The sequence below is a fragment of the Streptomyces sp. NPDC042102 genome, from assembly GCF_055582305.1.
The window spans coordinates 82,425-108,808 of the sequence record NZ_JBVJDL010000009.1 but is presented as its reverse complement, the minus strand read 5'-3'; the positions used below and the strand labels follow the sequence as shown (position 1 = coordinate 108,808).

General features: G+C 72.5%; 25 protein-coding genes and 1 pseudogene. 15 read left to right on the top strand and 11 right to left on the bottom strand.

What is annotated here, in order from left to right; all coding sequences use genetic code 11:
• Nucleotides 1–3: 3 nt before the first annotated feature.
• Together ACZ6KO_RS28355 and ACZ6KO_RS28350 are read right to left on the bottom strand one after the other, a co-directional pair.
• The gene (locus ACZ6KO_RS28355; RefSeq protein ID WP_469306870.1) at nucleotides 4–1,728 is read right to left on the bottom strand and encodes a bifunctional 3'-5' exonuclease/DNA polymerase; all 1,725 of its coding nucleotides are present in this window, start codon (nucleotides 1,726–1,728) and stop codon (nucleotides 4–6) included.
• A gap of 148 nt (nucleotides 1,729–1,876) precedes the next feature.
• On the bottom strand, nucleotides 1,877–2,701 hold the full coding sequence (locus ACZ6KO_RS28350) for an NAD(P)H-binding protein (protein ID WP_469306869.1): 825 nt from the start codon (nucleotides 2,699–2,701) through the stop codon (nucleotides 1,877–1,879).
• Nucleotides 2,702–2,790: 89 nt separating this feature from the next.
• Between ACZ6KO_RS28350 and ACZ6KO_RS28345 the strand changes: the two genes are divergently transcribed.
• Together ACZ6KO_RS28345 and ACZ6KO_RS28340 are read left to right on the top strand one after the other, a co-directional pair.
• Complete coding sequence (locus ACZ6KO_RS28345) at nucleotides 2,791–3,189, top strand: winged helix-turn-helix transcriptional regulator (protein WP_469306868.1); 399 nt, start codon at nucleotides 2,791–2,793, stop codon at nucleotides 3,187–3,189.
• Nucleotides 3,190–3,193: 4 nt separating this feature from the next.
• Complete coding sequence (locus tag ACZ6KO_RS28340; protein ID WP_469306867.1) at nucleotides 3,194–4,360, top strand: DUF2786 domain-containing protein; 1,167 nt, start codon at nucleotides 3,194–3,196, stop codon at nucleotides 4,358–4,360.
• A 301-nt stretch (nucleotides 4,361–4,661) separates the two neighbouring features.
• Here ACZ6KO_RS28340 and tatA read toward each other — a convergent pair whose 3' ends face one another.
• Nucleotides 4,662–4,835, bottom strand: a complete 174-nt coding sequence (gene tatA, locus ACZ6KO_RS28335; RefSeq protein ID WP_469306866.1) for a Sec-independent protein translocase subunit TatA — start codon at nucleotides 4,833–4,835, stop codon at nucleotides 4,662–4,664.
• A gap of 127 nt (nucleotides 4,836–4,962) precedes the next feature.
• Here tatA and ACZ6KO_RS28330 point away from each other — a divergent pair, with 127 nt between their 5' ends.
• Both ACZ6KO_RS28330 and ACZ6KO_RS28325 read left to right on the top strand, forming a co-directional pair.
• A complete protein-coding gene (locus ACZ6KO_RS28330) occupies nucleotides 4,963–7,083 on the top strand; it encodes an FUSC family protein (RefSeq protein ID WP_469306865.1) in 2,121 nt (706 codons plus the stop codon).
• Between the two features lie 264 nt (nucleotides 7,084–7,347).
• Nucleotides 7,348–7,584 (top strand): DUF397 domain-containing protein, encoded by a 237-nt coding sequence (locus ACZ6KO_RS28325; RefSeq protein ID WP_401445570.1) that lies wholly within the window; start codon nucleotides 7,348–7,350, stop codon nucleotides 7,582–7,584.
• Nucleotides 7,585–7,682: 98 nt separating this feature from the next.
• Here the strand turns inward: ACZ6KO_RS28325 and ACZ6KO_RS28320 are convergent, their stop codons facing one another.
• Nucleotides 7,683–8,189 (bottom strand): ATP-binding protein, encoded by a 507-nt coding sequence (locus ACZ6KO_RS28320; RefSeq protein WP_469306864.1) that lies wholly within the window; start codon nucleotides 8,187–8,189, stop codon nucleotides 7,683–7,685.
• 329 nt (nucleotides 8,190–8,518) lie between these two features.
• Here ACZ6KO_RS28320 and ACZ6KO_RS28315 point away from each other — a divergent pair, with 329 nt between their 5' ends.
• The 5 genes and pseudogenes from ACZ6KO_RS28315 to ACZ6KO_RS28295 form a co-directional block, all read left to right on the top strand.
• Nucleotides 8,519–9,397: a helix-turn-helix domain-containing protein gene (locus tag ACZ6KO_RS28315; RefSeq protein ID WP_469306863.1), complete on the top strand. Its 879-nt coding sequence runs from the start codon at nucleotides 8,519–8,521 to the stop codon at nucleotides 9,395–9,397.
• 93 nt (nucleotides 9,398–9,490) lie between these two features.
• On the top strand, nucleotides 9,491–10,948 hold the full coding sequence (locus tag ACZ6KO_RS28310) for an aldehyde dehydrogenase family protein (protein ID WP_469306862.1): 1,458 nt from the start codon (nucleotides 9,491–9,493) through the stop codon (nucleotides 10,946–10,948).
• Nucleotides 10,949–11,024: 76 nt separating this feature from the next.
• Nucleotides 11,025–11,537, top strand: coding sequence for a DinB family protein (locus ACZ6KO_RS28305; protein WP_469306861.1), 513 nt, complete (start codon nucleotides 11,025–11,027; stop codon nucleotides 11,535–11,537).
• Nucleotides 11,538–11,665: 128 nt separating this feature from the next.
• Nucleotides 11,666–12,427, top strand: a complete 762-nt coding sequence (locus tag ACZ6KO_RS28300) for a MerR family transcriptional regulator (protein ID WP_469306860.1) — start codon at nucleotides 11,666–11,668, stop codon at nucleotides 12,425–12,427.
• 142 nt (nucleotides 12,428–12,569) lie between these two features.
• Nucleotides 12,570–13,226 (top strand): annotated as a pseudogene (locus ACZ6KO_RS28295) (VTT domain-containing protein); the annotation flags it as partial.
• A gap of 182 nt (nucleotides 13,227–13,408) precedes the next feature.
• Here the strand turns inward: ACZ6KO_RS28295 and ACZ6KO_RS28290 are convergent.
• On the bottom strand, nucleotides 13,409–15,061 hold the full coding sequence (locus ACZ6KO_RS28290) for a threonine/serine exporter family protein (RefSeq protein ID WP_469306859.1): 1,653 nt from the start codon (nucleotides 15,059–15,061) through the stop codon (nucleotides 13,409–13,411).
• 195 nt (nucleotides 15,062–15,256) lie between these two features.
• Nucleotides 15,257–15,751 carry an inorganic diphosphatase gene (locus ACZ6KO_RS28285; RefSeq protein ID WP_030031597.1) on the bottom strand — a complete coding sequence of 165 codons (495 nt, stop codon included), beginning with the start codon at nucleotides 15,749–15,751 and terminating at the stop codon, nucleotides 15,257–15,259.
• Between the two features lie 148 nt (nucleotides 15,752–15,899).
• Between ACZ6KO_RS28285 and dacB the strand changes: the two genes are divergently transcribed.
• The 6 genes from dacB to folE all read left to right on the top strand — a co-directional run bounded on the left by dacB (nucleotide 15,900) and on the right by folE (nucleotide 23,310).
• Complete coding sequence (gene dacB / locus ACZ6KO_RS28280; RefSeq protein WP_469306858.1) at nucleotides 15,900–17,330, top strand: D-alanyl-D-alanine carboxypeptidase/D-alanyl-D-alanine endopeptidase; 1,431 nt, start codon at nucleotides 15,900–15,902, stop codon at nucleotides 17,328–17,330.
• A 48-nt stretch (nucleotides 17,331–17,378) separates the two neighbouring features.
• The gene (locus ACZ6KO_RS28275) at nucleotides 17,379–18,512 is read left to right on the top strand and encodes a zinc-dependent metalloprotease (RefSeq protein ID WP_469306857.1); all 1,134 of its coding nucleotides are present in this window, start codon (nucleotides 17,379–17,381) and stop codon (nucleotides 18,510–18,512) included.
• Nucleotides 18,513–18,721: 209 nt separating this feature from the next.
• A complete protein-coding gene (tilS, locus tag ACZ6KO_RS28270) occupies nucleotides 18,722–19,738 on the top strand; it encodes a tRNA lysidine(34) synthetase TilS (protein WP_469306856.1) in 1,017 nt (338 codons plus the stop codon).
• Nucleotides 19,739–19,804: 66 nt separating this feature from the next.
• Nucleotides 19,805–20,365, top strand: coding sequence for a hypoxanthine phosphoribosyltransferase (hpt, locus tag ACZ6KO_RS28265; protein WP_114053543.1), 561 nt, complete (start codon nucleotides 19,805–19,807; stop codon nucleotides 20,363–20,365).
• 207 nt (nucleotides 20,366–20,572) lie between these two features.
• A complete protein-coding gene (ftsH, locus tag ACZ6KO_RS28260; protein ID WP_469306855.1) occupies nucleotides 20,573–22,594 on the top strand; it encodes an ATP-dependent zinc metalloprotease FtsH in 2,022 nt (673 codons plus the stop codon).
• 110 nt (nucleotides 22,595–22,704) lie between these two features.
• On the top strand, nucleotides 22,705–23,310 hold the full coding sequence (folE, locus tag ACZ6KO_RS28255; RefSeq protein WP_401445608.1) for a GTP cyclohydrolase I FolE: 606 nt from the start codon (nucleotides 22,705–22,707) through the stop codon (nucleotides 23,308–23,310).
• An 81-nt stretch (nucleotides 23,311–23,391) separates the two neighbouring features.
• Here folE and ACZ6KO_RS28250 read toward each other — a convergent pair whose 3' ends face one another.
• From ACZ6KO_RS28250 to folP, 5 genes are all read right to left on the bottom strand, one after another.
• The gene (locus ACZ6KO_RS28250) at nucleotides 23,392–23,877 is read right to left on the bottom strand and encodes a DUF3180 domain-containing protein (RefSeq protein WP_469306854.1); all 486 of its coding nucleotides are present in this window, start codon (nucleotides 23,875–23,877) and stop codon (nucleotides 23,392–23,394) included.
• 50 nt (nucleotides 23,878–23,927) lie between these two features.
• The gene (gene folK / locus ACZ6KO_RS28245; protein WP_469306853.1) at nucleotides 23,928–24,527 is read right to left on the bottom strand and encodes a 2-amino-4-hydroxy-6-hydroxymethyldihydropteridine diphosphokinase; all 600 of its coding nucleotides are present in this window, start codon (nucleotides 24,525–24,527) and stop codon (nucleotides 23,928–23,930) included.
• Complete coding sequence (folB, locus tag ACZ6KO_RS28240; protein ID WP_401445616.1) at nucleotides 24,524–24,883, bottom strand: dihydroneopterin aldolase; 360 nt, start codon at nucleotides 24,881–24,883, stop codon at nucleotides 24,524–24,526. Before folB ends, folK begins: the two co-directional genes overlap by 4 nt.
• Before the next feature lie 131 nt (nucleotides 24,884–25,014).
• On the bottom strand, nucleotides 25,015–25,458 hold the full coding sequence (locus ACZ6KO_RS28235; protein WP_469306852.1) for a nuclear transport factor 2 family protein: 444 nt from the start codon (nucleotides 25,456–25,458) through the stop codon (nucleotides 25,015–25,017).
• Between the two features lie 31 nt (nucleotides 25,459–25,489).
• Complete coding sequence (folP, locus tag ACZ6KO_RS28230) at nucleotides 25,490–26,362, bottom strand: dihydropteroate synthase (RefSeq protein ID WP_469306851.1); 873 nt, start codon at nucleotides 26,360–26,362, stop codon at nucleotides 25,490–25,492.
• Nucleotides 26,363–26,384 lie beyond the last annotated feature (22 nt).

Here is a 26,384-nt window from a genome sequence, read left to right as displayed (position 1 = left end):
GCGTCACTTGGCGTCGGCGTAGCACTCCACGATCGCCGTGGTGAACGGGAAGCGGGCCGGGGTGTCGCCGAAGGCGATGCGGCCGGCGAGGTCGCCGGCGGCGCGGATCGCGGCGGCGACGGTCTGCGCCTCCTCCTCGGGGCAGTGCACGATCACCTCGTCGTGCTGGAAGAACACCAGCTCGGCGCGCAGGTGCGCGGTCGACTGGCGCAGGGCGGCCAGCATCAGCAGGGCCCAGTCGGCCGCGCTGCCCTGGACGACGAAGTTACGGGTGAAGCGGCCGCGGGCCCGGGAGTCGGTGGAGGCGTAGCCGGGGACCCACTCGGTGCCCTCGCGCGCGGTACCGGCCGGGCCGGCCGTGGGCTCCTCCTCCTGGGGGAGGCCGGCCTCGTCCGGGTCGGCGGCGCCGACGGCCGGGGGGCAGGTACGGCCCAGCCAGGTCCGTACGAGGCGGCCCTCCTCGCCGGCGCGGGCGGCCTCGTCGACGTACGCGACCGCGCGCGGGAACCGGCGGCGCAGGGCGGCCAGGTTCTTCAGGCCGTCGCCGGAGGTCTGGCCGTACACCGCGCCGAGCACGGCGAGTTTGGCCATGTCACGGTCGCCGGAGAAGCCCTGCCGGGAGATGGAGGTGTACAGGTCCTCGGGGCGGCCGGCCACCTCCATCAGACCGGGGTCGCGGGAGATCGCGGCCAGGACGCGCGGCTCCAGCTGGTCGGCGTCGGCGACGACCAGGCGCCAGCCGGGGTCGGCGACGACGGCGCGCCGGATGACCTTGGGGATCTGGAGGGCGCCGCCGCCGTTGGTGACCCAGCGGCCGGTGACGGTGCCGCCGGGGACGTACTCGGGGCGGAAGCGGCCGTCGTGGACCCAGTCCCCCAGCCAGGCCCAGCCGTGGGCGGTGTAGATCCGGTACAGCTTCTTGTAGGCGATCAGCGGTTCGACGGCGGGGTGGTCGAGTTCCTGGAGCTCCCAGCGGCGGGTGGACCTGACCTTGATCCCGGCCTGCGCGAACGCCTTGATCACGTCGGCGGGGAGTTCGGGGCGGACGCGGCGGCCGAAGGCGGCGGACACCTGGTCGGCGAGCTCGGCCAGGCGGCGCGGTTCGCCGCCGCCGGCGTAGCGCTCGCCGAGCAGCTCGGTCAGCACGGCGCGGTGCACGTCCGCGCGCCAGGGCAGGCCGGCCCGGTTCATCTCGGCGGCGACGAGGAAGCCGGCGGACTCGGCGGCGGTCAGCAGGTGCATGCGGTCGGGGTGGGCGGTGGCGTCGTGGCGGCGCAGCTGGTCCTCGTAGACCCGGCGGAGGGCGTCGGGGGGTACGGGGACGGGCCCGGGCTCGAAGAGGGAGGACTGGGTGCCGGGCTCGGCGGAGCGCTGCGGGGGGTCGGGGGGTACGGGGCCGCCGGTGAGGCGGGCCCAGGCGGCCGCGGCGGAGCGGGGCTCGCCGAGGCGGCCCTCGTGGCCGAGGAGGAGGAGCTCGGCGTCCTCGATGTCGTAGCAGCGGGTGACGCGGAGTCCTGCGGCGAGGAGGCCGGGGTACACGGCGGCGGTGCTGCGCCAGACCCAGCGGGTGTCGGGCGGCGCCAGGGCGACGGCGGCGGCGGGGTGGGGGGCGTGGTGGGGGGTGGCGGCCCCTTGGGGGGTGGCGCCGTGGGTCAGGGGGACGGCTTGCCAGCCGCCGGTGGGGTCTTCGGCCAGCAGCCAACGGGTGCGGGTGCTGGGGTCGGTCATGGGTGCGAGTGTGCCACCGGGGTCTGACAGTGGGCGTCGGGGCGCGGCCCCGGGCCCCCGCGCCTCAAACGCCGGCGGGGCTGGGGTGGTGTCCGGCGGGGCTGGGATGGTGCGGCGAGGGTGCGGTGGTGCGGCGGGGGCGGGGTGGTTACTGGGCCGGGGTCCAGGGGGTGGTCAGGGAGGTTGCGTACGTGGTCAGGGCCGGGCGCGGGGGGTGGGGGAGGAGGGCGGCGAGGGTGCCCTGGTCCGGGGTGGACAGGCAGTCCGCCGCGATCGCCGAGTACGTGCCGACCAGCATCGGGATCTGGAAGGCGGTCATGTCCGGGGCGGCCGCGAGCGCGGCCCGGGCCTCGGACAGGGTCCCGGGGGTGTACGTGGCGCCGACCGCCCCGGCCAGGTCCGCGCCGCCGATCGGACGGTCGCCCACCAGCTCGTACGTGCGGCCCGCGTGCGCCGCCGGGTCCGTCGCCACGCGGACCGCGGCCTCCGCCAGGTCCTCGCGCGCCACCGCCGCGATCCGCCCGGAGCCCATCGGCGCCGTGATCCGCCCGTCCGGGCCCGGCGCGGCCAGCGCCGCCAGGAGTTCGGCGTACAGCCCGTTGCGCAGCACCGTCCACGCCACCGGCGAGGCGGCCAGGCGCCGTTCCGTCCAGCGGTGCGGCAGCGCGTACGGCAGGTGGTCACCCTCCCGGGTGAGGCTCGTGTACACGATGTGCCCCACCCCCGCCCGCTCCGCCGCCGCGATCGCCGCCTCGTGGCGCGCCCGCACGGTGTCGTCCTCCCCGAACCCGGCCGAGATCAGCAACAGCGTGTCCACACCGGAGAAGTCCAGGCCGGCGGGGTCGTCGAAGTCCACCCGCAGCTGCTCCGGGCCGGCCGGCCGGCGCGTGCCCAGCCTGACGTCCGGCCGCCCCGCCAGCCGCCCGGCGATCAGCGAGCCCAGTCCGCCCGAGGCGCCAGTGATCAACAACATGGGAAGTCCTCCGTCAGTTCCTTGGTTCATTCCTTGGTACGTGCAGACATCGTGGCGGGTGACGAACCACCGCATAAGGAGGCACTTTCATGTCAGTAGGGCACATCGGGGTAACCGCCCCCGCCGACCCCGTCGTCAGTTGTGACGACGACTGCGGGATCCGGGACGTCCTCGACCGGCTCGGCGACAAGTGGTCCGTCCTCGTGGTCGTCGAACTCGCCGCCGGCGTCCGCCGGTTCAAGGAGCTCCAGCGCTCCGTCGACGGCATCTCGCAGCGCATGCTGACCCTCACCGTCCGCCGCCTGGAGCGGGACGGCCTGGTCACCCGTACCGTCCACCCCACCGTGCCGCCGCAGGTCGAGTACGAGCTGACCGAGCTCGGCCACAGCCTCACCCACCTGGTGCGGGCGCTGGCCGACTGGTCGCTCGTCCACCGGCCGCACATCGAAGCCGCCCGGCGGGCGTGGGACGCGCGCGTGTCAAGCTGAACACGTGAACGACATCGTCGAGCGGGCCTGTGCCGCCGCCCTCTACGCCCAGGACGACACCGGGCTGGACACCGGCGCCTCCCTGCTCGCCGCCGATCCGGCCGCCTGGCCCGGGGTCGGCCGGGCGCTGCTCGCGCGCGGGGAGACGTACGTACGGCAGGCCTGGGAGCGCGGCTGGCAGCCCGCCGACGTGCTCCGGCTGGTCCGCCGGGACCTCGGCGGCGAGCGGCACCTGCGGCTGGCCGAGGACCTCTTCGCCGCCGAGGGCCGCCGGTACGCGCGGCTGCCCGCCCGCTGGAGCGCGTACGACGCCTGGTGGGGCGAGGACGACGGGTACGCCGAGGCGCTCGCGCGCCGCGAGAAGGCCGACCGTTTCGCGCTGGCGACCGCCGTCCTGGAACTGCTGCGGCTGCTGGTGCGGCTGCCGTCCATCGAACCGGTGGGCCCGGTTCCGGGCGATCCCGCCGACCTCCCCGAGGCCGCGCACATCGAGCCGCGCATGCTGACCCGGATCCGGGCGCTGCTGGCGAAGGCGGAGGCGACCCCGTACCCGGAGGAGGCGGAGGCACTCAGCTCGAAGGCGCAGGACCTGATGGCCCGCCATACGGTGGACGAGGCGGTGCTGGCGGCCCGGGGCGAGCGGCCGGCGCAGACGCCCGCCGCGTGCCGGATCGGCGTCGAGCCGCCGTACGAGGAGGCGAAGGCGGTGCTGCTGGACGCGGTGGCGAGCGCCAACCACTGCCAGGCGGTGTGGAACGCGGCGTTCGAGTTCTCCACGGTGGTCGGCTTCGAGAGCGACCTGGAGGCGGTGGAACTGCTGTACACCTCGCTGCTGGTGCAGGGCACGGCGGCGATGACGCGCGCCGAGGCCGCCCAGCGCTCCGGCGGACGCAAGCGGACCAAGACGTTCCGGCAGTCCTTCTTCCTCGCCTACGCCAGCCGGATCGGCCACCGGCTCGCCGAGACCGCCGAACACGCGGTGGCCGGCTCGCTGCTGCCGGCGCTCGTCGCCCGTGACGTGGCGGTCGGATCGCGCGCGCAGGAGATGTTCCCGAAGACCACCACCAGCCGGCTGCGCGGGGCCACCGACCACGCCGGATGGACCGATGGCACGGCGGCGGCCGACCGGGCGAGCGTGGCGCGCGGCGGGCGCCCGCACCTGCCCGAGTAGGCACGGACCGGCCGAGTGTGAAGTCCTCCCGTGCGGTGAGGCGTTCTCCTGGGTAAGGGATCCGTAAGGGATCCGGAATCGTCCCGCTGGAGTCCCGCAGGAGTCCGCAGGAATCCCGTAAGGAGTTCCCATGGCCGACGTCCTCACCGTGACCGTGGTCGCCGCCGCCGTGTGGTGCGGGGCCTCCGTCGCCGTCGCCGTGCTCTACGTGTGGGTGCGCCGGACGGCCGTGCGGCGGGCCGCGGCGCGCCGGGCGGCCGGGCGTCGGCACGCGGCACGCCGGGCGTCGGCACGTCGGACGTCAGCGCGCCGGTCCGTCGTCCTCGGCGCGCAGGGCCCGGGTCTCGGCCTTGAGGATCCGCAGCGACCGGCCCGCGGAGCGGGCCATGTCGGGCAGCCTCTTGGAGCCGAAGACCAGCAGGCAGACGACGGCGAGGATCACCAGGTGCCAGGGTTCGAGCGCGTTCCGGATCATGGCGCCCATGGAACCCGCTCTGGGCGGCCCGCACAAATCTGAACAAGTCCTGAAGAGCACCGATATCTGCGGTTTCTGCGGCAACTCCGACCCGTCCGGTACGTCCCCGGCGGCTACGCTCGTCCGCATGAGCTGGTTCCGGGCGCTGAAGGAGACCGCCCGCGCGGGCGTCAGGGTCGAGCGGGCCTGCCTGGAACCGCTCGTCGCCCTGCGCGCCACCGCCGGCCTGGCCCTGGTCTTCGGCGTCACCCTGGCCCTGCTCGGGCCCGGTTCGGCGGTCAGTTCGGCCTTCGGCGCGTTCATGGCCGCCATCGCCTCCTTCCAGCGCAGCTGGCGGCCGCGCCCGGTGCTGGCGCTCGCGTCGGGGCTGACGCTGGCGGTCTCCACCTTCGTCGGCTACCTGGTCGGGGCCTCCCACATGGCGGCGTTCCTCGTCCTGCTCGCCGTGTGGACCCTCGTCGCCGGCCTGTTGTGGGCGGCCGGGCCGACCGTCGGTGTCATCGCCTCCGGCAACGTGGCGATGATGCTGGTCACGGTCACGCTGCCGACCTCCGTGGCGCAGGCCGCCGGGCACGCGGCGCTGATCGCGGCGGGCGGGGTCGTGCAGGCCCTGCTGATCGTGCTGTTCCCGGTCCGCCGCTGGGGCGCCCAGCGTGACGCCCTCGCCGACGCGCTCGCCGCCGAGGCGGACTACGCGCGGCGGCTGCGCCACGATCCGGCGGCCCCGTTCGACCCGGAGCCGCTCATGACCGCGCGGGAGGCGGCCACCGTAACCCGGCATCAGGCCCGCCGGCGGCCGGCCGAGCTGCACGGCGCGCGGGGTCTCGCCGAACGGATCCGCCCGGTCCTGGCCGCCCTGGCGGAGCCGGGCGGCGCGGAGCCCGGCGGCACGGAGCCGCGGGACGGGCCGGCCCGGGACCGGGTGCGGGAGCTGCTCGCGGCGGCCGCCGCCGTACTCGACGCGGCCGCCCGCGCGATCCGGCACGGTGAGCCCGTACGGCCCCCCGGCCCGGCGCTGGCGGTCCTGAAGGCCCCCGACACGGCCGACCTGCTGGACGGGGCCGCGCTGCGGGCCGCCCGGCGGCTGGCGGCCCTGCTCCAGGACGTCCTGGAGACCGCCGAGCCGGGGACCGGGGCCGCCGCGACCGCGGACCCCGGCGCGGCCATGCTGCGGCCCGGCCTGCCGGCCCTGGTCCCGTTCGTCGCCCGCGCCGTCCGCGCGGAACTGCGGCCCGGCTCGCCCGTCCTGCGGCACGCGCTGCGGCTCACCGGGGTCACCTCCGCGGGCTACGCCGTCGGCCTGCTGCTGCCGTTCGGGCACGGCTACTGGGCGCCGATGGCCTCCGTCATGATCATGCGGCCGGACTTCACGCAGACCTACGCCCGGGCCGTCGCCCGCTTCACCGGCACGCTCGCCGGTGTCGCCGTCGCCACCGCCGTCGTCCAGCTCGCGCAGCCGGGGCCGTACCTCTCGGGCGCGCTGGCCGTGCTCAGCGCCGGCCTGATGTTCGTGCTGCTGCGCACGGGGTACGCGGTCGCCACGCTGTGCGTCTCGATGTACGTGGTCTTCCTGCTCGGGACAGGCGGTCTGCGCTGGGACCAGACGGTCCCGGACCGGGTCGCGCTGACCCTGGTCGGCGGGGTGCTGGCGATGGCCGGGTACGCGCTCTACCCGGCGTGGGAGACCCCGCGGCTGCGCGGCCGGCTGGCGGACTGGCTGGCGGCGGTCGGCCAGTACGCCGCGGCCGTCCTCGACCAGTACGCCGACCCGTCCGCCGCCCGGCGCGCCGACGTCCGCACGGCGCTGCTGGCCGCCCGGTCGGCCCGGCTCGCCTGGCAGGACGCGGTGGCCACGGCGGAGGGGGAACCGGTCCGCCACCGGGGGCTGTCGCGCGCCGCCGCCGACGCTGCGGGGGAAGCCCTGGCCGGGGTGGGCCGCGGCGCCGTACTCCTGGAGGCCCACCTGCCCGACCGCGACCGCGACCCGGACAGCGACAGCGTGCGCGGACGTGACCCGGGCCCCGGCTCCCCGCCCGGATCCGGATCCGCCCCGGCCGCGCTCGCCGGGGTCCTGCGCGCCGCCACGCGGGCCGGGGCCCGGGCGGTGCGCGAGCGCCGGGTGCCGGACTTCACCCCCGTCCGCGCGGTCCTGGACGCCTGGGACGTGCCGGAGGCCGACGCCCTGCGTGCGGACGCGTACCGGCTCGTCGACGCCCTGGACGAGGTCGCGCGGGCCCTGCGGACCTGAGCCGCCGCCGACGGGGAGTCAGATGCGCAGCGGTCGGCGGGCAACCGGCGGAGGGCTTCCGGGCGTCTGACTCTATGCCCGTACGACGTCCGTACCGGCTGCGTACCGGCTCCGTACGGCGTTCGTACGACGCCCCTGGGGCCCGGGTCCCGCCGCAGCGTGATCAAGGAACCACCCCGCGTGCACGTGCATCTGCCCGTGCAGCCGCGTATGAACACAGCTATGATCCGGTGCAGTTGACATCTGCACTATCGGGGGCTTCCTGTGGACCACGCGTACAACGGGATGGCAGCTGCAGAACTCGACGGTGTGTTCTGGCAGAAGAGCAGGCACAGCAACTCGCAGGGTTCCTGTGTCGAGTTCGCCAAGCTGCCGGGCGGCAACGTGGCCGTACGCAACTCGCGTCACCCGGACGGACCGGCACTCGTCTACACGCCGGCCGAAATAGAGGCACTGCTGCTCGGTGTCAAGGACGGTGAATTCGACCATCTGATCGCTTGATCGACACGCCATGGATCAAGCCATGCACGTGCGCTGACCGAGACCGATCGCAGCGATCGGTCTCGGTCATTTTTCGTTCCGCATGGGTTCCGGTCGGCTCAGTCCTGGAGCAGGAAGAGCGCCCACACCACTTTGCCCGTCAGGCGCCCCGCGAGTGGGTGCCAGCCCCAGTTGTCACTGTAGGAGTCGACCAGGAACAGTCCCCGGCCCGACTCGGCGTCGCAGTTCTCGTCCGTGCGCTCCGGCGAGAAGTCGCCGCCGGGCTTGTCCTCGCTGGGGTCCCGGACCGCGCACACCAGCCGGGTGCTCCACCGCATCAGGTGCAGCCGCACCGGCGGCTCCTCACCCGGACGGGCGGAATCCTCCGGCCCGGCGGCGTGCCGCAGCGCGTTGGTGACGAGTTCGGAGACGACCAGGGCCACGTCGTCGAAACGGTCATCGAGACCCCATTGGGCCAGGGTGGACCGGGTGAACGAACGGGCGCCCCGCACCGCCTCGTAGCGGGCGGGCAGGGCACAGGAGGCGGACCCGGAGACAGCCGTGGGGTCGACCGGGGGCAGCCCCTGCCGTAACGGCTCGAGCATGGTCGATCCATTCGTCCCCATGCGAGGCACTCCCGGGATTCGCGGACGGAGCGGCGGCACTGTCCAAAAAGAACTGCGGGGTGGGTCCGGCGCCGGCGCGAAGAGCACGCAGGTGCGCGGCACCATCGTTCCGAATGGGGATGTCAGATGCAAGGGCAGATGCACGTGCACGCGCCGGACCTGTCCCCTCCCGTGACGGTTCTTGCTCATTTCTTCCTACGCAGACTTACGGACTTCTTTCCCGGCGGGCCGGATTCCGTTACAGAACGAGTACGGGCGGCTGCGTTTTGGTGGCAGACTGCGGCCTCTGGGGTACGGGGGCCCCGCGACGCACACCGCACACCTTTTCGATGGGGAGGGCAGGACTAGTGACCGCAGAAGCCAGCGGTTCTGTGGTGCGCCGCATCCTCCTGGGCTCACAGCTCAGGCGACTCCGGGAATCCCGCGGCATCACCCGTGAGGCGGCCGGCTACTCGATCCGCGCATCCGAATCGAAGATCAGCCGCTTGGAGTTGGGAAGGGTGAGCTTCAAGGCCCGGGATGTAGAGGACCTTCTGACGCTGTACGGCGTCACGGACGGCGCGGAGCGCGAGTCGCTCCTGGGCCTGGTCCGTGAGGCCAACGCGGCGGGCTGGTGGCACAGTTACGGCGACGTGCTGCCCGGCTGGTTCCAGACGTACATCGGTCTGGAGGGCGCCGCCTCCCTGATCCGCATCTACGAGGTCCAGTTCGTGCACGGACTGCTGCAGACCGAGGCGTACGCGCACGCGGTCGTCAGCCGTGGCATGCCCGAGGCGACCCCGGCCGAGATCGACCGGCGCGTGGCACTGCGCCTGGAACGCCAGAAGACCCTCGTCAGCGAGAACGCCCCGCTCTTCCACGCCGTCCTGGACGAGGCGGCGCTGCGCCGCCCGTACGGCGACCGCGCGGTGATGCGGGGGCAGCTGGAGCACCTCATCGAGGTGTCCCAGCGGCCGAACGTGCAGCTCCAGGTGATGCCGTTCTCCTTCGGCGGCCACGCGGGCGAGTCCGGCGCGTTCACGCTGTTGCGGTTCCCGGAGTCCGACCTCCAGGACATCGTCTATCTGGAACAGCTCACCAGCGCCCTCTACCTGGACAAAGACGAGGAAGTGGCGCAGTACGGCAGGGCGATGGAACGGCTCCAACGCGACTGTCCGGGGCCTGATCAGACCCGGGATCTTCTCCGAGGATTGCTCCAACTGTCTTGAATCGCACGTACCATGACGTCTGATCAGTCTCCCATCGGCTGATCGGGTGGTCTCCGGTGCAGCGCAAGGTGCGCGCTCGCAGTAAGGGATGGCATGTCCATATTCGACGACCTGGCTCACCAGTACATCGACGGCGAATGGCTGGCCGGCACCGGTTCGTGGGACATCATCGATATCAACCCCTACAACGGGGAGAAGCTCGCGGCCATCACCGTGGCCACCGTCGAGCAGGTCGACCGCGCCTACCGGGCCGCCGAGCGCGCCCAGGCGGACTGGGCGGCCATCGGCGCGTACGCGAGACGCGAGGTCCTCGAACGCGCCCTGCGGCTGACCGAGGCGCGCGAGAAGGAGATCGTCGAGGCGATGATCGACGAGCTCGGCGGGACCCGTCCCAAGGCCGAGTACGAGATCTACCTCGCCAAGCAGTTCATCCGCGAGGCCATCCAGCTCGCCGTCCGGCCCGAGGGCCAGATCCTGCCGTCGACGGTGGCCGGCAAGGAGAACCGGGTCCAGCGGCTGCCCGTCGGTGTCGTCGCCGTCATCAGCCCGTTCAACTTCCCCTTCCTGGTGACCATGAAGTCGGTCGCGCCGGCCCTCGCGCTCGGCAACGCCGTCGTGATCAAGCCGAACCAGAACGCGCCCGTGGTGGGCGGCGGGGTCATCGCCAAGATCTTCGAGGACGCGGGCCTGCCCGCCGGCCTCCTCAACGTGCTGGTCACCGACATCGCCGAGATAGGCGACGCGCTCCTGACCCACCCGGTGCCGAAGGTGATCTCCTTCGCCGGATCCGACCGGGTCGGCCGCCACGTCGGCTCCGTCGCCGCCCGCCACTTCAAGCGGACCGTCCTGGAGCTCAGCGGCAACAGCGCGCTGGTCGTCCTCGACGACGCCGACGTCGACTACGCCGTGGACGCGGCCGTCTTCAGCCGTTTCGTCTACCAGGGCCAGGTCTGCATGGCCGCCAACCGGATCCTGGTCGACCGTACGATCGCCGACGAGTTCACGGAGAAGTTCACCGCGCGGGTGCGGGCGCTGAACACCGGCGACCCCCACGAGGCGGACACCCATATCGGCCCGCTGATCAACTCCTTCCAGGCCGACGCCCTCACCGCTCTCGTCGACCGTGCCCTGGAGTCCGGGGCGCAGGCACTGGTCCGGGGGTCTACGCGCGGCAACCTGGTCGAGCCCACCGTGCTGGCCGGCCTGCCCGAGGACTCCCCGCTGCTGGGCCAGGAGATCTTCGGTCCGGTGGCGCTGCTGGTGGTCTTCGACGGCGAGGAGGAGGCCGTACGGCTGGCCAACGCGACGCCGTACGGCCTCAGCGGCGCGGTGCACACCCGGGACGTCGAACGCGGCGTGCGGTTCGCGGAGCGGATCGAGACCGGGATGATCCACGTGAACGACTCGACGATCGGGGACGAGCCGCTGGCGGCCTTCGGCGGCGAGAAGGCCTCCGGGCTCGGCCGGCTCAACGGCGCCTCGACGGTGGAGGCCTTCACGACGCAGAAGTGGATCTCGGTCCAGCACGGCCGGAGCCACTTCCCCTTCTAGGACACACGCTGTCCTCAATGGTCCGTAGCGTGGTGGTTGTCAGCGGGAAACACCTCCACGCAGAAGGCGGTCGGTCATGGCTCAGATTTCCGAAGAGGTCCTCGGCGACGAGCGCGCCACGCTCCTGAAGTTCGTCGAGGCCCAGCGCGTCGCGATCCGCGAGACGCTGGACGGGGTGAGCGCCGAGCAGGCGGCGAGCCGCCCCAGCGCGAGCGAGCTGTCCCTGTCGGGGCTGCTCAAGCACGTGTCCCTGGCCGAGCACAACTGGCTGCGGCTGGCGCAGCAGCGGCCCAACGAGCGCTTCACGGGCCCGGAGAGCTGGGCCGACGGCTTCCGGCTCGTCGAAGGTGAGAGCATCGAGAGCGTCCTGGCCTTCTGGGACGGCGTACGCGCCGAGCTGGAGGAGTTCGTCGCGTCCGCCGCGAGCCTGGACGAGACCTTCCCGCTGCCCCGGGCGCCCTGGTTCCCCGAGAACGGCAAGGTCTCGGTGCGGTGGATGCTGCTCCACCTGGTGGAGGAGTTCGCCCGGCACGCGGGCCACGCGGACGTGATCCGCGAGTCCATCGACGGCCACAAGGCGATGGGCTGACGGGCGGCCGACGGCTGACGGGCGGCTGACGGCCAGGGCGTGCTCGAGACGTACGGGGTTCGGGGTTGCACCTCACGTCACGTGAGGGACCACAGTGAGGTGCGTACCCAACCAGAGGAGCGGGAACGATGAGCTACTCCGTGGGCCAGGTCGCCGGATTCGCCGGAGTCACGGTGCGCACCCTGCACCACTACGACGAGATCGGTCTGCTCTCCCCGGGCGGACGCAGCCACGCGGGTCACCGGCGTTACGACGACGCCGACCTCGACCGGCTGCAGCGCATCCTGTTCTACCGGGAGCTCGGCTTCCCGCTCGACGAGGTCGCGGTCCTGCTGGACGACCCGGACACGGATCCGCGGGAGCACCTGCGCAAGCAGCACGCCCTGCTGTCCGACCGGATCGAGCGTCTCCAGCAGATGGCCAAGGCCGTCGAGCACGCCATGGAGGCACAGAAGATGGGCATCAACCTCACGCCCGAGGAGCGTTTCGAGGTCTTCGGGGACCAGGACCCCGGCCAGTACGCCGAGGAGACCGAGCGGCGCTGGGGCGACACGGAGGCGTACGCGGAGTCGCAGCGCCGGGCCGCCCGCTACACCAAGGACGACTGGAAGCGGATGCAGCAGGAGTCCGCCGAATGGGGCGTCCGCTACGCGGCCCTGATGGAGGCCGGCGAGCCCGCCGACGGCGAGGGCGCGATGGACCTGGCCGAGGAGCACCGCCGGCACATCGACGCGTGGTTCTACCCGTGCGACCACGAGTTCCACCAGTGCCTGGGTGAGATGTACGTCTCGGACGAGCGGTTCACGGCGTTCTACGACCGGATCCGCCCCGGCATGGCCGTACACCTGCGCGACGCGATCCTCGCCAACGCGCTGCGCAAGATCCAGTAGCGGGCCCGCGGGGGCCCGGTGGTGCGGCGACGCGGTCCCGGCCCGGCCCCTGGAACCGGGCCGGGACCGCGTGCGTTGATAATTGAGAAGAACTTGACCTGCCCGCAGCACCGCCGCGACCCCATCCAGGAGCCCGGAACCCGTGTACACGACGCTTGCGCTCGGCCCCGAGTGGCTGTCCCCGGACTACCTGATCTCGGAATACGGCCTGATCGGCATCCTCGTCATCGTCTTCGCCGAGTCGGGACTCTTCGCGTTCCTGCCCGGCGACTCGCTGCTCTTCACGGCGGGCCTGCTGGTCGCCGACGGGAAGTACATCACCCAGCCGCTGTGGCTGGTCTGCACCCTGATCGTGGCCGCCGCGATCATCGGTGACCAGGTCGGCTACATGATCGGCAAATTCTTCGGCCCGAAGCTGTTCAACCGGCCGAACTCCAAGCTGTTCAAGCGGGAGAACCTGGACAAGGCGCACGAGTTCATGGACCGGCACGGTCCGAAGGCCATCGTGCTCGCCCGGTTCGTGCCGATCATCCGTACGTTCGCGCCGATGGTCGCGGGCGCCGGCTCGATGAAGTACCGCACCTTCCTGACGTACAACGTCATCGGCGGCGTCGCCTGGGGTGCCGGTGTCACGGTCGCGGGCTACTGGCTGGGCCAGATCGAGTTCATCAACAAGAACGTCGAGCCCATCCTGGTCGGCATCGTCCTGATCTCGGTGATCCCGGTCGTCTTCGAGGTCCTCAAGGCCCGCAAGGAGAACAAGGCGGCCGCCGCCGCCGACCCGGCCGACGGCACGGCCGCCCCGGCCGCCGTCACGCGCGGCCGCCACGCCAAGCGCTGACGCCTCTCGCCCGCCCGGCCTTCCGGCCGTCCGGACGGGCGTACGGGCGTACGCGACGCCCCCGGGACCCTGACAGGGTTCCGGGGGCGTCGTGCTGCCGGGGGGCGCCGTACGGCCGCCGTACGGGCCCCTGGGGGTCTTCAGTAGCCGCGCGTGCGCTTGGCGGCCCGGCGCTTGGCCGCGCTCGTCGCGCCCGGCATCCGCATGAACAGGCGGGAGGTCTCCGAGCCCAGGTTCACCCCGATCGCGATCGCGAGCGCGATCGCGGCGGCGTTGGTCAGCGAGGCGAGCCCCGCGTTCAGGTTGTTCTCGGCGATCGACAGCAGCCCGTAGTACGTCGCCGAACCCGGCAGCAGCGGCCCGATCGCCGCCGTCACGTACGGCAGGGCGGAGGCGTACCGGTAGCGGGAGAAGAGCTGGCCGAAGAGGCCCACCAGGCCGGCCGCGACGGCCGTCGAGGGCACCGGCGGCAGCCCGGCCGCCGTCAGCGCGCCGAAGGTCACCCAGGCCACGCCGCCGTTGAGCGTCACGATCCACACCGTGGAGCGCTCCTGCTGGAGCAGGATCGCGAAGGTGAAGACCAGCACCATCGAGGCCAGGATCTGGACCACCGGCCGTGACGGGATCTTCAGGACGTCGTCCGGGTTGGGCGCGGCGCCCAGCTGAAGCCCGAGGTAGATCACCACGAGGACGCCGATGATGATCCCGATGAAGAGGTACATGACCTCCAGCAGCCGGGCGGAGGCCGTGATGTAGTAGCCGGTCAGGCCGTCCTGCACGGCGGCCACCAGGGCCCGTCCGGGCAGCAGCGCGAAGAGCCCGCCGGTGATCACGGCGGAGGCGCGGACGTCGATCTCGGCGAGCTTCAGCGCCACGCCGATCGCGGCCGGCGGCATCGCGGCGATCACGAACTGGTAGAACTCCGGCAGCCCGCGCCCGGCGCAGTACCAGGCCAGCCGGTCGCCGAGGACCGCGCCGAGCATCGCGCAGAAGAACACGAAGACCCCGCCGCCGACCAGGATCGACGCGGCCCCGGCGAGGAGGCCGGCGGCGGCGGTCAGCACCCAGGTGGGGTACGGGTGGCGGTTGCGGCGGATCTCCGCCATCCGCCGGTAGGCCTCCTCCAGCGAGATGGCCACGTCGGGGGAGCTGATGTCGTCGACCAGCCGGAAGACGGCCGCCAGGCGCGTGTAGTCGGTGCCGCGCCGCCGCACGGTCCGGTTCGCCGAGACCGGGTCGCCCACCAGGGAGGGCTGGTGGGTGATCGAGAGCATGGTGAAGGTGACCGTCGGCTCGCAGCGGTCCAGGCCGTAGCTGCGGGCGACCGCGAACATGGCGGCCTCGACGTCCTCGGCGCCCTCGCCGCCCGCGAGGAGCAGCTCGCCGATGCGCAGGGTCAGGTCGAGCACGCGGCCGACGGCCGGGCCGGACTCGCTGGGCCGGTGGACCGTCTCGGGGACCGGGCGGACGTCGACCGGCATGCGCAGCATCGTGCGCATGCGGTCCTGCCAGGGGGACTCCGTCATCCGGGAGACGGGGAAGTCCTGGCCGGGGGTGTAGGCGGGCGGGGAGGCCTGCGCGCTGTAGGTGCTCGGCAGGGCGAAGGCGGAGCCCTCCGGCCCGGCGGGGGCGGCGTCGGGGAGGGCCGTTCCGGTGCCCGCCGGAAGGGCGAATTCCGAGGTGGGCTGGTCCTCCTCGGGCACCTCGGGCTCCATCCCGGGCGGCGGCGTGAACGCGCTGCGCGCCTCGTCGGAACGGGGCTTCCTGTCCTCTGCCCCCTCGGCCTCCGCCACGTGCCCTCCAGTCCCTGACCGCCCCGGAGATCAGTATGCGGAATCGTTTCATCCACGGCGAAAGCGGGAGGCCGGGGGCCGGGAGCGCGGGGGCCGGAAGCGCGGGAGCCGGGAACGCGACGGCGGGCGGCACCCCGTGAAGGGGGTGCCGCCCGCCGTCGGCGAAGCTCGCGTTACCGCCGGGTGGGCGGAACGTCAGTGGTGGCCGCCCTGGGCCTCCAGGCGCTTGTACGAGGCCTCGATCTCGGCCTCGGCCTCGGCGCGGCCGACCCAGTTGGCGCCCTCGACCGACTTGCCCGGCTCCAGGTCCTTGTAGACCTCGAAGAAGTGCTGGATCTCCAGGCGGTCGAACTCGGACACGTGGTGGATGTCGCGCAGGTGCTCCACACGGGGGTCGGAGGCCGGCACGCACAGCAGCTTGTCGTCGCCGCCCGCCTCGTCCGTCATGCGGAACATGCCGATGGCGCGGCACTTGATCAGGCAGCCCGGGAAGGTCGGCTCGTCCAGGATGACGAGGGCGTCCAGCGGGTCGCCGTCCTCACCCAGGGTGTTCTCGACGAAGCCGTAGTCGGCCGGGTAGCTGGTGGAGGTGAAGAGGCGACGGTCCAGACGGATCCGGCCGGTCTCGTGGTCCACCTCGTACTTGTTCCGCGAACCCTTGGGGATCTCGATGGTGACGTCGAACTCCACGTCCTGCTCCTCCGTGTCCAGCTTCGTTGGTGACGAGTGATAGCGCGTCCGGCCCCCCCTGGCTGGGTGGGGTGCCATGCTCGCGGCAAGACGCAGTGGTTAAGTGTCCCTCACGCATGCATGTGATCGCGAAAGGGGCTGGTCCGAGGTGCCGACGCTGAGGACGTGGCAGGTCGTCGCGGGGTCGGGCGTCGCAGGCCTCGCCCTGGCGGCATCCGTGGTGGTCGCGGCCGGTCCCTGGGATTCCGGCCAGCGTACGGCCGAGCGCGAACGGGCCGCCTCCCGGAGCCCCCGGGGTGGCGCAGATCACGGGGAGGGCCGCGTTCCGCAGGCCGCGCCCAGCGCCCCCGGGGTCCTCGCGGCGGTCTCCGGGGCCGGCCCCCGGCAGGCCGGCGCCCCCACCGCGCTCGCCGACGCCCTGCGGCCGCTGCTGGCCGATCCCGCCCTGGGCGACGTACGGGCCGCCTCCGTCGTGGACGCGGCCACCGGCGCCGTCCTGTACGAGGAGCGGCCGCGCGAGCCGATGACCCCGGCCTCCACCGTCAAGATCGCCACCGCGGCGGCCGCGCTGGCCGCCCTCGGGCCCGAGCACCGGATCGCGACCACCGTGGTGCCCGGCGCCGGCGCGGGCCAGATCGTCCTCGTCGGCGGCGGCGACCCCTCGCTCAGCGCCAAGAAGAAGAACCCCGCGGGCCCCGGCGGCAGCCTCGTCGTGCTCGCCGCCGACACCGCCCAGGCCCTCAAGGCCCAGGGCACCGAGACCGTCACGCTCGCCTACGACGACTCGCTGTGGACCGGGCCCGCCCGCCACCCCATCGGCCGCAACCCCAACATCGCGCCGATGAGCGCCCTGATGGCCGACGAGGGCCGACCCGACGACTCGACGTCCGGGCCCGTGGACCGCACCGACACCCCCGCCCAGGACGCCGCCGCCGCCTTCGCCGCGCTGCTGCGCGAGCGCGGCATCACCGTCACCGGGACCCCCGCCCGCGCCAAGGCCCCGGCCGGGGCCCAGGCCCTGGCCACCACCTGGTCCACCCCGGTGGCCGGCCTCGTCGAGCGGATGCTCACCACCAGCGACAACGACATCGCCGAGGCCCTCGCCCGGCAGACCGCCGTCGCCGCCGGCAGGCCCGCCGACTTCGAGGGCGGCGAGAAGGCCGTCGCCGAGAAGCTCGCCTCCCTCGGCCTGGACCTCACCGGCACCCGCTTCGCCGACGGCAGCGGGCTCAACCGCGCCGACAAGGTCAGCTCCGGCCTGCTCACCGCCCTGCTCGCCAAGGCCACCGAGCCCGGCCGGCCCGAACTGCGGCCCGTCCTCACGGGCCTGCCCGTCGCCGGCTTCAACGGCACCCTGCGCGGGCGCAACGCCGGCTCCTCCCCGGCCGCCGGCCTGCTGCGGGCCAAGACCGGCACCCTGTCCGGGGTCAACTCGCTGGCCGGCACGGTCGTCGACCCCTCCGGACGGCTGCTCGCCTTCGCGTTCCTCACCGCCAACACCCCCGGCCCCGAAGGCGCCGAGAAGGCCCTCGACAAGCTCGCCGCCGCCGTCGCCACCACCTCCCCCGGCGGTTCCTAGCGTTTCCGAGGGGATCCGTCCGGGGGCCGGTCCACGTACGGTTGACGCATGACGAGCATCGGTGGTGCGGAGATGGTCGACTGGAACCTCGCGGTGGCGACCGCGACCCGGCTCGTACGGCCCGGCCCGGAGGTCGGCCGGGACGAGGCGCGGGCCGTTGTCGCCGAGTTGCGCAGGCACGCCAGAACCTCGGAACGGCACGTGCGCGACTTCACCCGGATGGTGCCCGAGGGCGCCCCCGTGGAGGACACCCCCGTCCTGGTCGTCGACCGGGCCGGCTGGGTCAGGGCCAACGTGGCCGGCTTCCGCGAACTGCTGGGGCCGCTGCTCGGCAGGATGCAGGAGCGCCGCGGCGCCACCCCCGGCGGGGCCGTGCTCGGCGCGGTCGGCGGCAAGGTCACCGGCGTCGAGCTGGGCATGCTGCTCAGCTTCCTGGCCTCGCGCGTGCTGGGCCAGTACGAGACCTTCGCCCCCGTCGCCCGCGACCTGCCCGGCGGCTCCGGCGGCGGCCGGCTGCTGCTCGTCGCGCCCAACATCGTGCACGTGGAGCGCGAACTGGAGGTCAGCCCGCACGACTTCCGGCTCTGGGTCTGCCTGCACGAGGAGACCCACCGCACCCAGTTCACCGCCGTCCCCTGGCTGCGCGACCACCTCCGGGGCGAGATCCAGGCGTTCCTCGGCGCCACCGAGATGGACCCCATGACGGTCCTGGAGCGGCTGCGCGAGGCCGCCCAGGCGCTGGCCGGCGCCCGCCCCGAGGGTGAGCGCGGCGAGGAGGGCCGCTCCCTGGTCGAGCTCGTGCAGACGCCCGAGCAGCGCGAGATCCTCGGCCGGCTCACCGCCGTCATGTCCCTGCTGGAGGGGCACGCCGACTACGTCATGGACGGCGTCGGGCCCCAGGTCGTGCCCTCGGTCGCCGAGATCCGCGAGAAGTTCCAGAAGCGCCGGGCCACCGGCGCCGGCCGGCTCGACGTCGCGCTGCGCAGGCTGCTCGGCCTGGACGCCAAGCTGCGCCAGTACCGCGACGGCGAGCGCTTCGTACGGGCCGTCGTCGAGGACGTCGGCATGGACGGCTTCAACCGCGTGTGGACCTCACCGAACACCCTGCCGACGAAGGCGGAGATCGCCAGGCCGTCGGACTGGGTGGCCCGCGTCCACCGCAAGGGAACCGAACAGGGGTGACGGCGGAGGCGTAAACATGTCTCACTGGGGGAAGCAGCATCACCCGTCCGAGGGACCGTGGGCCGTGGAAGGGCGTGCGATGCTCGGGGAACGGCTCGGTTCTGTCACCATCGACGCACTCTGAGTGACATTCCCTTCCGGGACACCGAGCGAGCACCTCCCGAGCACCTCCGGCCTCACCCACCCCACTCCAGCGAAGGGCAGCTGACATGGGTCCCCATCCTGCGGTCGCGGCGATACGCCTGGCGGTCCGCCGCGTACTCCACGACGTCCTCACCGGCCTCACCGAAAGTGACGGGCGGCACCGGCCGCTCGTCCTCGTCGCCTGCTCCGGCGGCGCCGACTCCATGGCGCTCGCCTCGGCGCTCGCCTTCGAGGCCCCCAAGCTCGGCGTCCGGGCCGGCGGCATCACCGTCGACCACGGGCTCCAGGCAGGCTCCGACCTGCGCGCCGCCGAGGTCGTCTCCCGCATGACCGCACTCCGCCTGGACCCGGTGGAGTCCGTCGCCGTGCGCGTAGGCCGGGACGGCGGGCCCGAGGCCGCCGCCCGCGACGCCCGCTACGGCGCCCTGGACGAGGCCGCCGACCGGCTCGGAGCCGCTGCCGTGCTGCTCGGCCACACCCGCGACGACCAGGCGGAAACCGTCCTGCTGGGGCTCGCCCGCGGCTCCGGCATCCGCTCCCTGTCCGGCATGGCCGAGGTCTCCGGCGGCCCCGGGCGCTCCGGCCGCTACCGCCGGCCCTTCCTCCACATCGACCGGCAGACCGCCCGCAAGGCCTGCATGGTCCAGTCCCTCGCCGTCTGGGACGACCCGCACAACATCGACCCCGCGTACACCCGCTCCCGGCTGCGCCACGAGGGACTGCCCGCCCTGGAGAAGGCGCTCGGCAAGGGGGTCGTCGAGGCGCTCGCCCGTACCGCCCAGCTCTCCCGCGACGACGCCGACGCACTCGACTCCTGGGCCGCCGAGGCCGACGACGCCGTACGCGACGAGCTGGGCCAGCTGGAGTGCGCCAAGCTGTACGCCCTGCCCCCGGCCGTCCGCCGCCGGGTGCTGCGCAGGGCCGTCGTCGCCGCCGGTTCCCCCGCCGGTTCGCTCTTCGCCCGGCACATCGAGGAAGTCGACCGGCTCATCACCGGATGGCGGGGTCAGGGCGCCATCAACCTGCCCGGCCGCGTCGAGGCCCAGCGGCAGGGTGGCAGACTTGTCATCCGGCAGGGCTGATGGTGCTGAAACACGGCTGAGTCCTCCGGGGTACGACCCCCGGAGCCCCGGCCGACAACGAAAGTGATGCGGGTGGACGAGAAGGACATGGGCAGCGACCTGGCGTCGGTGCTCATCACCAAGGAAGAGATCGACGCGAAGCTGGCCGAGCTGGCCGCGAAGATCGACGCGGAGTACGCGGGCAAGGACCTGCTCATCGTCGGTGTCCTCAAGGGCGCCGTGATGGTGATGGCGGACCTGGCGCGCGCCTTGTCCACCCCCCTGACCATGGACTGGATGGCGGTGTCCTCCTACGGCGCCGGGACCCAGTCCTCGGGCGTGGTCCGTATCCTCAAGGACCTGGACACCGACATCAAGGACAAGCACGTCCTGATCGTCGAGGACATCATCGACTCGGGTCTGACCCTGTCCTGGCTGCTGTCGAACCTGGGCTCCCGCCAGCCGGCCTCCCTGGAGGTCGTCACGCTGCTGCGCAAGCCCGACGCCGCCAAGGTCGCCATCGACGTGAAGTGGGTCGGCTTCGACATTCCCAACGAATTCGTCGTCGGCTACGGCCTGGACTACGCGGAGAAGTACCGCAACCTGCCGTTCGTCGGCACGCTCGCTCCGCACGTCTACGGCGGCTGAACCCCCGGCCCACGGCCCCAGGTGAACCCGGCACCGGTCCGGGGAACCCTGGGGCCGTTCCCGCCGTTGGAGGATCGAAGGCGGGTTTGTCAGCCGTCCCATGGGGCACGGGGTGACAATTCAGGGGTACATTCCGAAGAACAGTCTTTACTCACAGCAGCATTTACCTACGGGCAGGAGGGACGGGGCGATCACCGCCCCGTATGGATGGACGTGAAGCGATACTTCCGTGGGCCGGTCATGTGGATCGTGCTGGCCGTCCTCGCCGTGGTCGTGTTGATGAACGTCGTCGGCTCCGGCGGCGGCTACAAGTCGGTGGAGACCAGCGAGGTCATCAAGGCGATCAGCCAGAACCAGGTGCAGAGCGCCAAGCTCACCACCGGTGACAGCCAGATGATCAAGATCGAGCTCAAGAACGGCCAGAAGCTCGGCAAGAACGACGGCACCAAGTTCCAGGCCAACTACATCGGGGACCAGGGCGTCTCGGTCGCCAGGGACCTCCAGACCAAGTACGAGGCCGGCCAGATCCCGGACGGCTACTCCGTCACGCCGGACAAGACCAGCCCGTTCCTCAGCGTGCTGCTCTCCCTGCTGCCCTTCGTCCTGATCGTCCTGGTCTTCCTGTTCCTGATGAACCAGATGCAGGGCGGCGGCTCCCGCGTCATGAACTTCGGGAAGTCCAAGGCCAAGCTGATCACCAAGGACACCCCGAAGACGACGTTCGCGGACGTCGCGGGCTCGGACGAGGCGGTCGAGGAGCTCCACGAGATCAAGGAGTTCCTCCAGGAGCCGGCCAAGTTCCAGGCCGTCGGCGCCAAGATCCCCAAGGGCGTGCTGCTGTACGGCCCGCCCGGCACCGGCAAGACCCTGCTCGCGCGTGCCGTCGCGGGCGAGGCGGGCGTCCCGTTCTACTCGATCTCCGGTTCCGACTTCGTCGAGATGTTCGTCGGTGTCGGCGCCTCCCGCGTCCGTGACCTGTTCGAGCAGGCCAAGGCGAACGCCCCGGCGATCGTCTTCGTCGACGAGATCGACGCGGTCGGCCGGCACCGCGGCGCCGGCCTCGGTGGCGGGCACGACGAGCGCGAGCAGACCCTGAACCAGCTGCTCGTCGAGATGGACGGCTTCGACGTCAAGGGCGGCGTCATCCTGATCGCCGCCACCAACCGCCCGGACATCCTCGACCCGGCGCTGCTGCGCCCGGGCCGTTTCGACCGGCAGATCGCGGTCGACCGTCCGGACATGCAGGGCCGTCTGGAGATCCTCAAGGTCCACCAGAAGGGCAAGCCGGTCGCTCCGGACGTCGACCTCTCGGCCGTCGCCCGCCGCACCCCCGGCTTCACCGGCGCCGACCTGTCGAACGTGCTGAACGAGGCGGCGCTCCTGACCGCCCGCTCGGACCGCAAGCTCATCGACAACCAGATGCTCGACGAGGCCATCGACCGTGTCGTGGCGGGCCCGCAGAAGCGGACCCGGATCATGTCGGACCGGGAGAAGAAGATCACCGCGTACCACGAGGGCGGACACGCCCTGGTCGCGGCGGCCTCCCCGAACTCCGACCCGGTCCACAAGATCACGATCTTGTCCCGCGGCCGGGCCCTGGGCTACACGATGGTCCTGCCCGACGAGGACAAGTACTCCACGACGCGCAACGAGATGCTCGACCAGCTGGCCTACATGCTGGGCGGCCGCGCGGCCGAGGAGCTGGTCTTCCACGACCCGACCACGGGCGCCGCGAACGACATCGAGAAGGCCACGGCCACCGCCCGCGCGATGGTCACGCAGTACGGCATGACCGAGCGGCTGGGCGCGATCAAGTTCGGCGGCGACAACACCGAGCCGTTCCTGGGCCGCGAGATGTCGCACCCGCGGGACTACTCGGAAGAGGTCGCGGCGCTGGTCGACGAAGAGGTCAAGAAGCTCATCGAGACCGCGCACAACGAGGCCTGGGAGATCCTCGTCGAGAACCGTGACGTCCTCGACAACCTGGTCCTCGCGCTGCTGGAGAAGGAGACGCTGGGCAAGGAGGAGATCGCCGAGGTCTTCTCGACCATCGTCAAGCGCCCGGCCCGCCCCGCGTGGACCGGCTCCTCCCGCCGTACCCCCTCCACCCGTCCGCCGGTGCTCTCTCCCAAGGAGCTCCAGCTGACGAACTCGGCGAACGGTACGAGCGCCGCGTCCGCCACCGCGGACACCGGCCTCGAGATCGCCCCGGAGGACCGCGCCGAGTAACGGCGGACCGGTCCGTCCCCTCCGGAATGGATGCCGCGCCCCCCAGGTTCTAGCCTGGGGGGCGCGGCACTTTTCTCACGGCCGTGAGCGCACACAGGAACGAGGCACAGATGACCGACCCAGTGACCCTGGCCGGCGAGGGCACCATCGGCGAATTCGACGAGAAGCGCGCCGAGGCGGCCGTACGCGAGCTCCTCATCGCCGTCGGTGAGGACCCGGACCGTGAGGGCCTCCTGGAGACGCCGGCCCGGGTGGCGCGCGCCTACAAGGAGATATTCGCCGGCCTGTACCAGCGGCCGGAGGAGGTGCTGACGACGACCTTCGACCTCGGTCACGACGAGATGGTGCTCGTCAAGGACATCGAGGTGCAGAGCGTCTGCGAGCACCACCTGGTGAGCTTCCACGGCGTGGCGCACGTGGGCTACATCCCGTCCACGGACGGCAAGATCACCGGCCTGTCGAAGCTGGCCCGCCTCGTCGACGTCTACGCCCGTCGGCCGCAGGTGCAGGAACGACTCACCACGCAGATCGCGGACTCGCTCATGGAGATCCTGGAGCCGCGTGGCGTGATCGTGGTCGTCGAGTGCGAGCACATGTGCATGACCATGCGCGGGGTCCGCAAGCCCGGCGCCAAGACCATCACCTCGGCCGTCCGCGGCCAGCTGCGCGACGTGGCGACCCGCAACGAGGCGATGAGCCTGATCATGGCCCGCTGACGCCCCTCCGCCCGCCGAAGCCCCTCGCTCCCCGCTGACGTCCCTCGGACCGTGGTCCGCCGGCACACGGGGCGGGGGCGGTCAGGCCCGGGCCGGGGCCTTGCCGGGGTCGTCGTCCTCCGGGAGCTTGCAGACGTGCTCCAGGAACAGGGCGGCCGCGACGACCGCGGCGCCCGCCAGGACCGAGAAGCCGGCGTACCAGGCCTGGGCGCGGCGGGCGGGGACCTCCAGGGCCTCCAGGACCAGGAAGAGCCCCACACCGCCGTACATGCCCGCCACCAGGGCCGCGACCAGGGCGCTGGCCTGTGCGAAGACCACCGCGCGGGCCGCCATCAGCGGCTCGACGCCCTTGGCGCCCGGGCGGCGCTCGCGCTGGGCCTTCAGCCGGGCGCGCAGGGACAGGGCCGTGGCCAGCAGCACCGCCGCGATGGCGGCCAGCACGATGGGCGCCGCCAGCGGAACGCCCGGCAGGGTGCCGTACGCGTTCCACAGCCGGGCGCCCGCCCAGGACAGCACCCCGGCCACCACGAAGATGCCCGCCAGGACGCCCAGCCGAAGTTGCTTCACGTGCCCGCTCCCCGTTCCTCTACCCGATGGCGCAGCTCACAGGCTAACGACTACTCCGGGAGACGGAGTTCCAGGTCCGGGCGCGGCGTGACGCCGGTGAGGCCGATTTCGGCCAGCAGGGCCGCGACGGCGCCGTGGCCGGGCAGCTGCGCCTCGGGGTCCACGTCGTGCCACGGGGCCAGGACGAAGGCCCGCTGGTGGGCGCGCGGGTGCGGCAGGGTCAGGACCGGGTCGTCGGAGACCCGGTCGGCGTACGCGACGATGTCGACGTCGATGGTCCGGGGGCCCCAGCGCTCCTCGCGGACGCGGTCGAAGGCCTCCTCGATGGCGTGCCCGCGCTCCAGCAGGGAGGACGGCGGCAGCGTGGTCTTCACGAGGACGACCGCGTTGAAGTACGAGGGCTGCGAGCCCGGCTCAACGCCCCACGGCTCGGTCTCGTAGACCGGCGAGACGGCCTTGACCCGCAGGCCGGGGGTGTCCTCCAGGGCGTCGACGGCGCCCTGGAGGGTCTCCAGGCGGTTGCCGAGGTTCGAGCCGAGGGCGACGACGGCGAGTTTGGGGTTGGACAGCGTCGTGTCGGCGGCGTCGACGGCCTCGACGACGGACGCGGGGACGGGCTGCACGGTGGGGTCGCTCTGGGTCTGGTTCATACGCGGCTCCGGGTGATCGTGATGGTCACGTCGTCGAAGGGGACGGTGATCGGCGCGTCCGGCTTGTGGACGACGACCTCCACCTGGGCCACCGCCTCGTGCTTGAGACAGCTCTGGGCGATCCGCTCGGCTAGCGTCTCGATCAGGTCGACCGGCTCGCCCTGGACGACGTCCACGACCTCCTCCGCGACCACGCCGTAGTGGACGGTCTTGGCCAGGTCGTCGTCGGCCGCCGCGGAGCGGGTGTCGAGGTGCAGCACCAGGTCCACGATGAAGGTCTGGCCCTCCTCGCGCTCCCGGGGGAAGACGCCATGGTGCCCGCGGGCCTTGAGGCCGCGCAGCGCGACACGATCCACGCGAATCACTCCTGCTTTCGTAGGTGCTTCCGGCGCAGGGACTCCCCGGCGCCATGGGCCTGCGCCGAGTGCGGTCGGCGTCGTCCACCTTCGAATTTACCTGCGACCGACCGGCTGCCCCGCCGACGGGGTCACGCGGAGTCCTCCTCCTCGTCCTCGTCGGAGTCCGTCAGGACCGGAGAACCGTGGTGGGACCAGAGCCGCCAGCCCTCGGATGTGCGTCGGAACACATTTGTGGCGACCACCAGCTGGCCGACGAGCGGACCGAGGTCCTGGCCGTCCTCGGCGGGCGCGCCGCTGAGGATGTTCTCGGTGCACGTGACCACCGCCGTGTCCCCGATCACCGTGACCTTGGTGTCGGTGAGGAAGAACTGGATGTACTCGGTGTGGGACATGATCAGCGCGTACGAGCGCAGGACCTCGCCGCGTCCGCTGAGCACCGGCCAGCCCGGGTGCACGCAGGAGACCTCGTCGTCGAGCCAGAGCGCCGACAGCGCGTCGAAGTCCCCCTGCTCCATGGCCTCGTAGAAGGCCGTGTTGATCTCTTCGACCGCCTCGATGTCGGTTCTGCTCACGCTGCTCCTCCCGGCGGCCCCCCGGCCGTCGTCACAGGGCTCCTTCCACGGCGCGCGCGACCCGAACCGCGTCGGCCGTGGCCCGTACCTCATGGACGCGCACCGCCCAGGCGCCCTCGTGGGCGGCGATGGCGGACACGGCCGCGGTGGCAGCGTCGCGTTCGCGGGCCGGCGGCGGGGCGGCGCCGTCGGAACCGGCCAGCACCCGGCCCAGGAACCGCTTGCGGGAGGCGGCGACCAGCAGCGGGTGGCCCAGCGCCCGCAGCTCGCGCAGGTGGGCGACGAGCGCGAGGTCGTGCTCGGCGTTCTTGGCGAAGCCCAGGCCCGGGTCGACCACGAGCCGCTCGGGCGCGATGCCGCCGGCCACGACCGCCTCGATCCGGGCCCGCAGCTCCGCGGCGACCTCGGCGACCACGTCCTCGTACACGGCGAGGCTGTTCATGCCGGCGCTGAAGCCGCGCCAGTGCATGACCACGAAGGGCACCTCGGTGGCGGCGACGGCGGGGATCATCCGCGGATCGGCCAGGCCACCGCTGACGTCGTTGACCAGCACCGCGCCCGCGGCGACGGCCTGCTCGGCGACGGCGGCGCGCATGGTGTCCACGGAGACGGTGACGCCCTCGGAGGCCAGGCCCCGTACGACGGGCACGACCCGGCGCAGCTCCTCGTCCTCGTCCACGCGACTGGCGCCGGGACGGGTGGACTCGCCGCCGACGTCCACCAGGTCGGCGCCCTGCTCGACGAGGTCCAGGCCCCGCTTGACGGCGGCGGTGGTGTCGAACCAGCGGCCGCCGTCGGAGAACGAGTCGGGCGTGACGTTGACGACGCCCATGACCGCGCAGCGGTCCCATTCCGGCAGGCCTGTGACTCGACCCCTGGCGGCGGGTCCGCGCATCGTGTTCATGGTTTCCAGGGTAGAGCTGGTG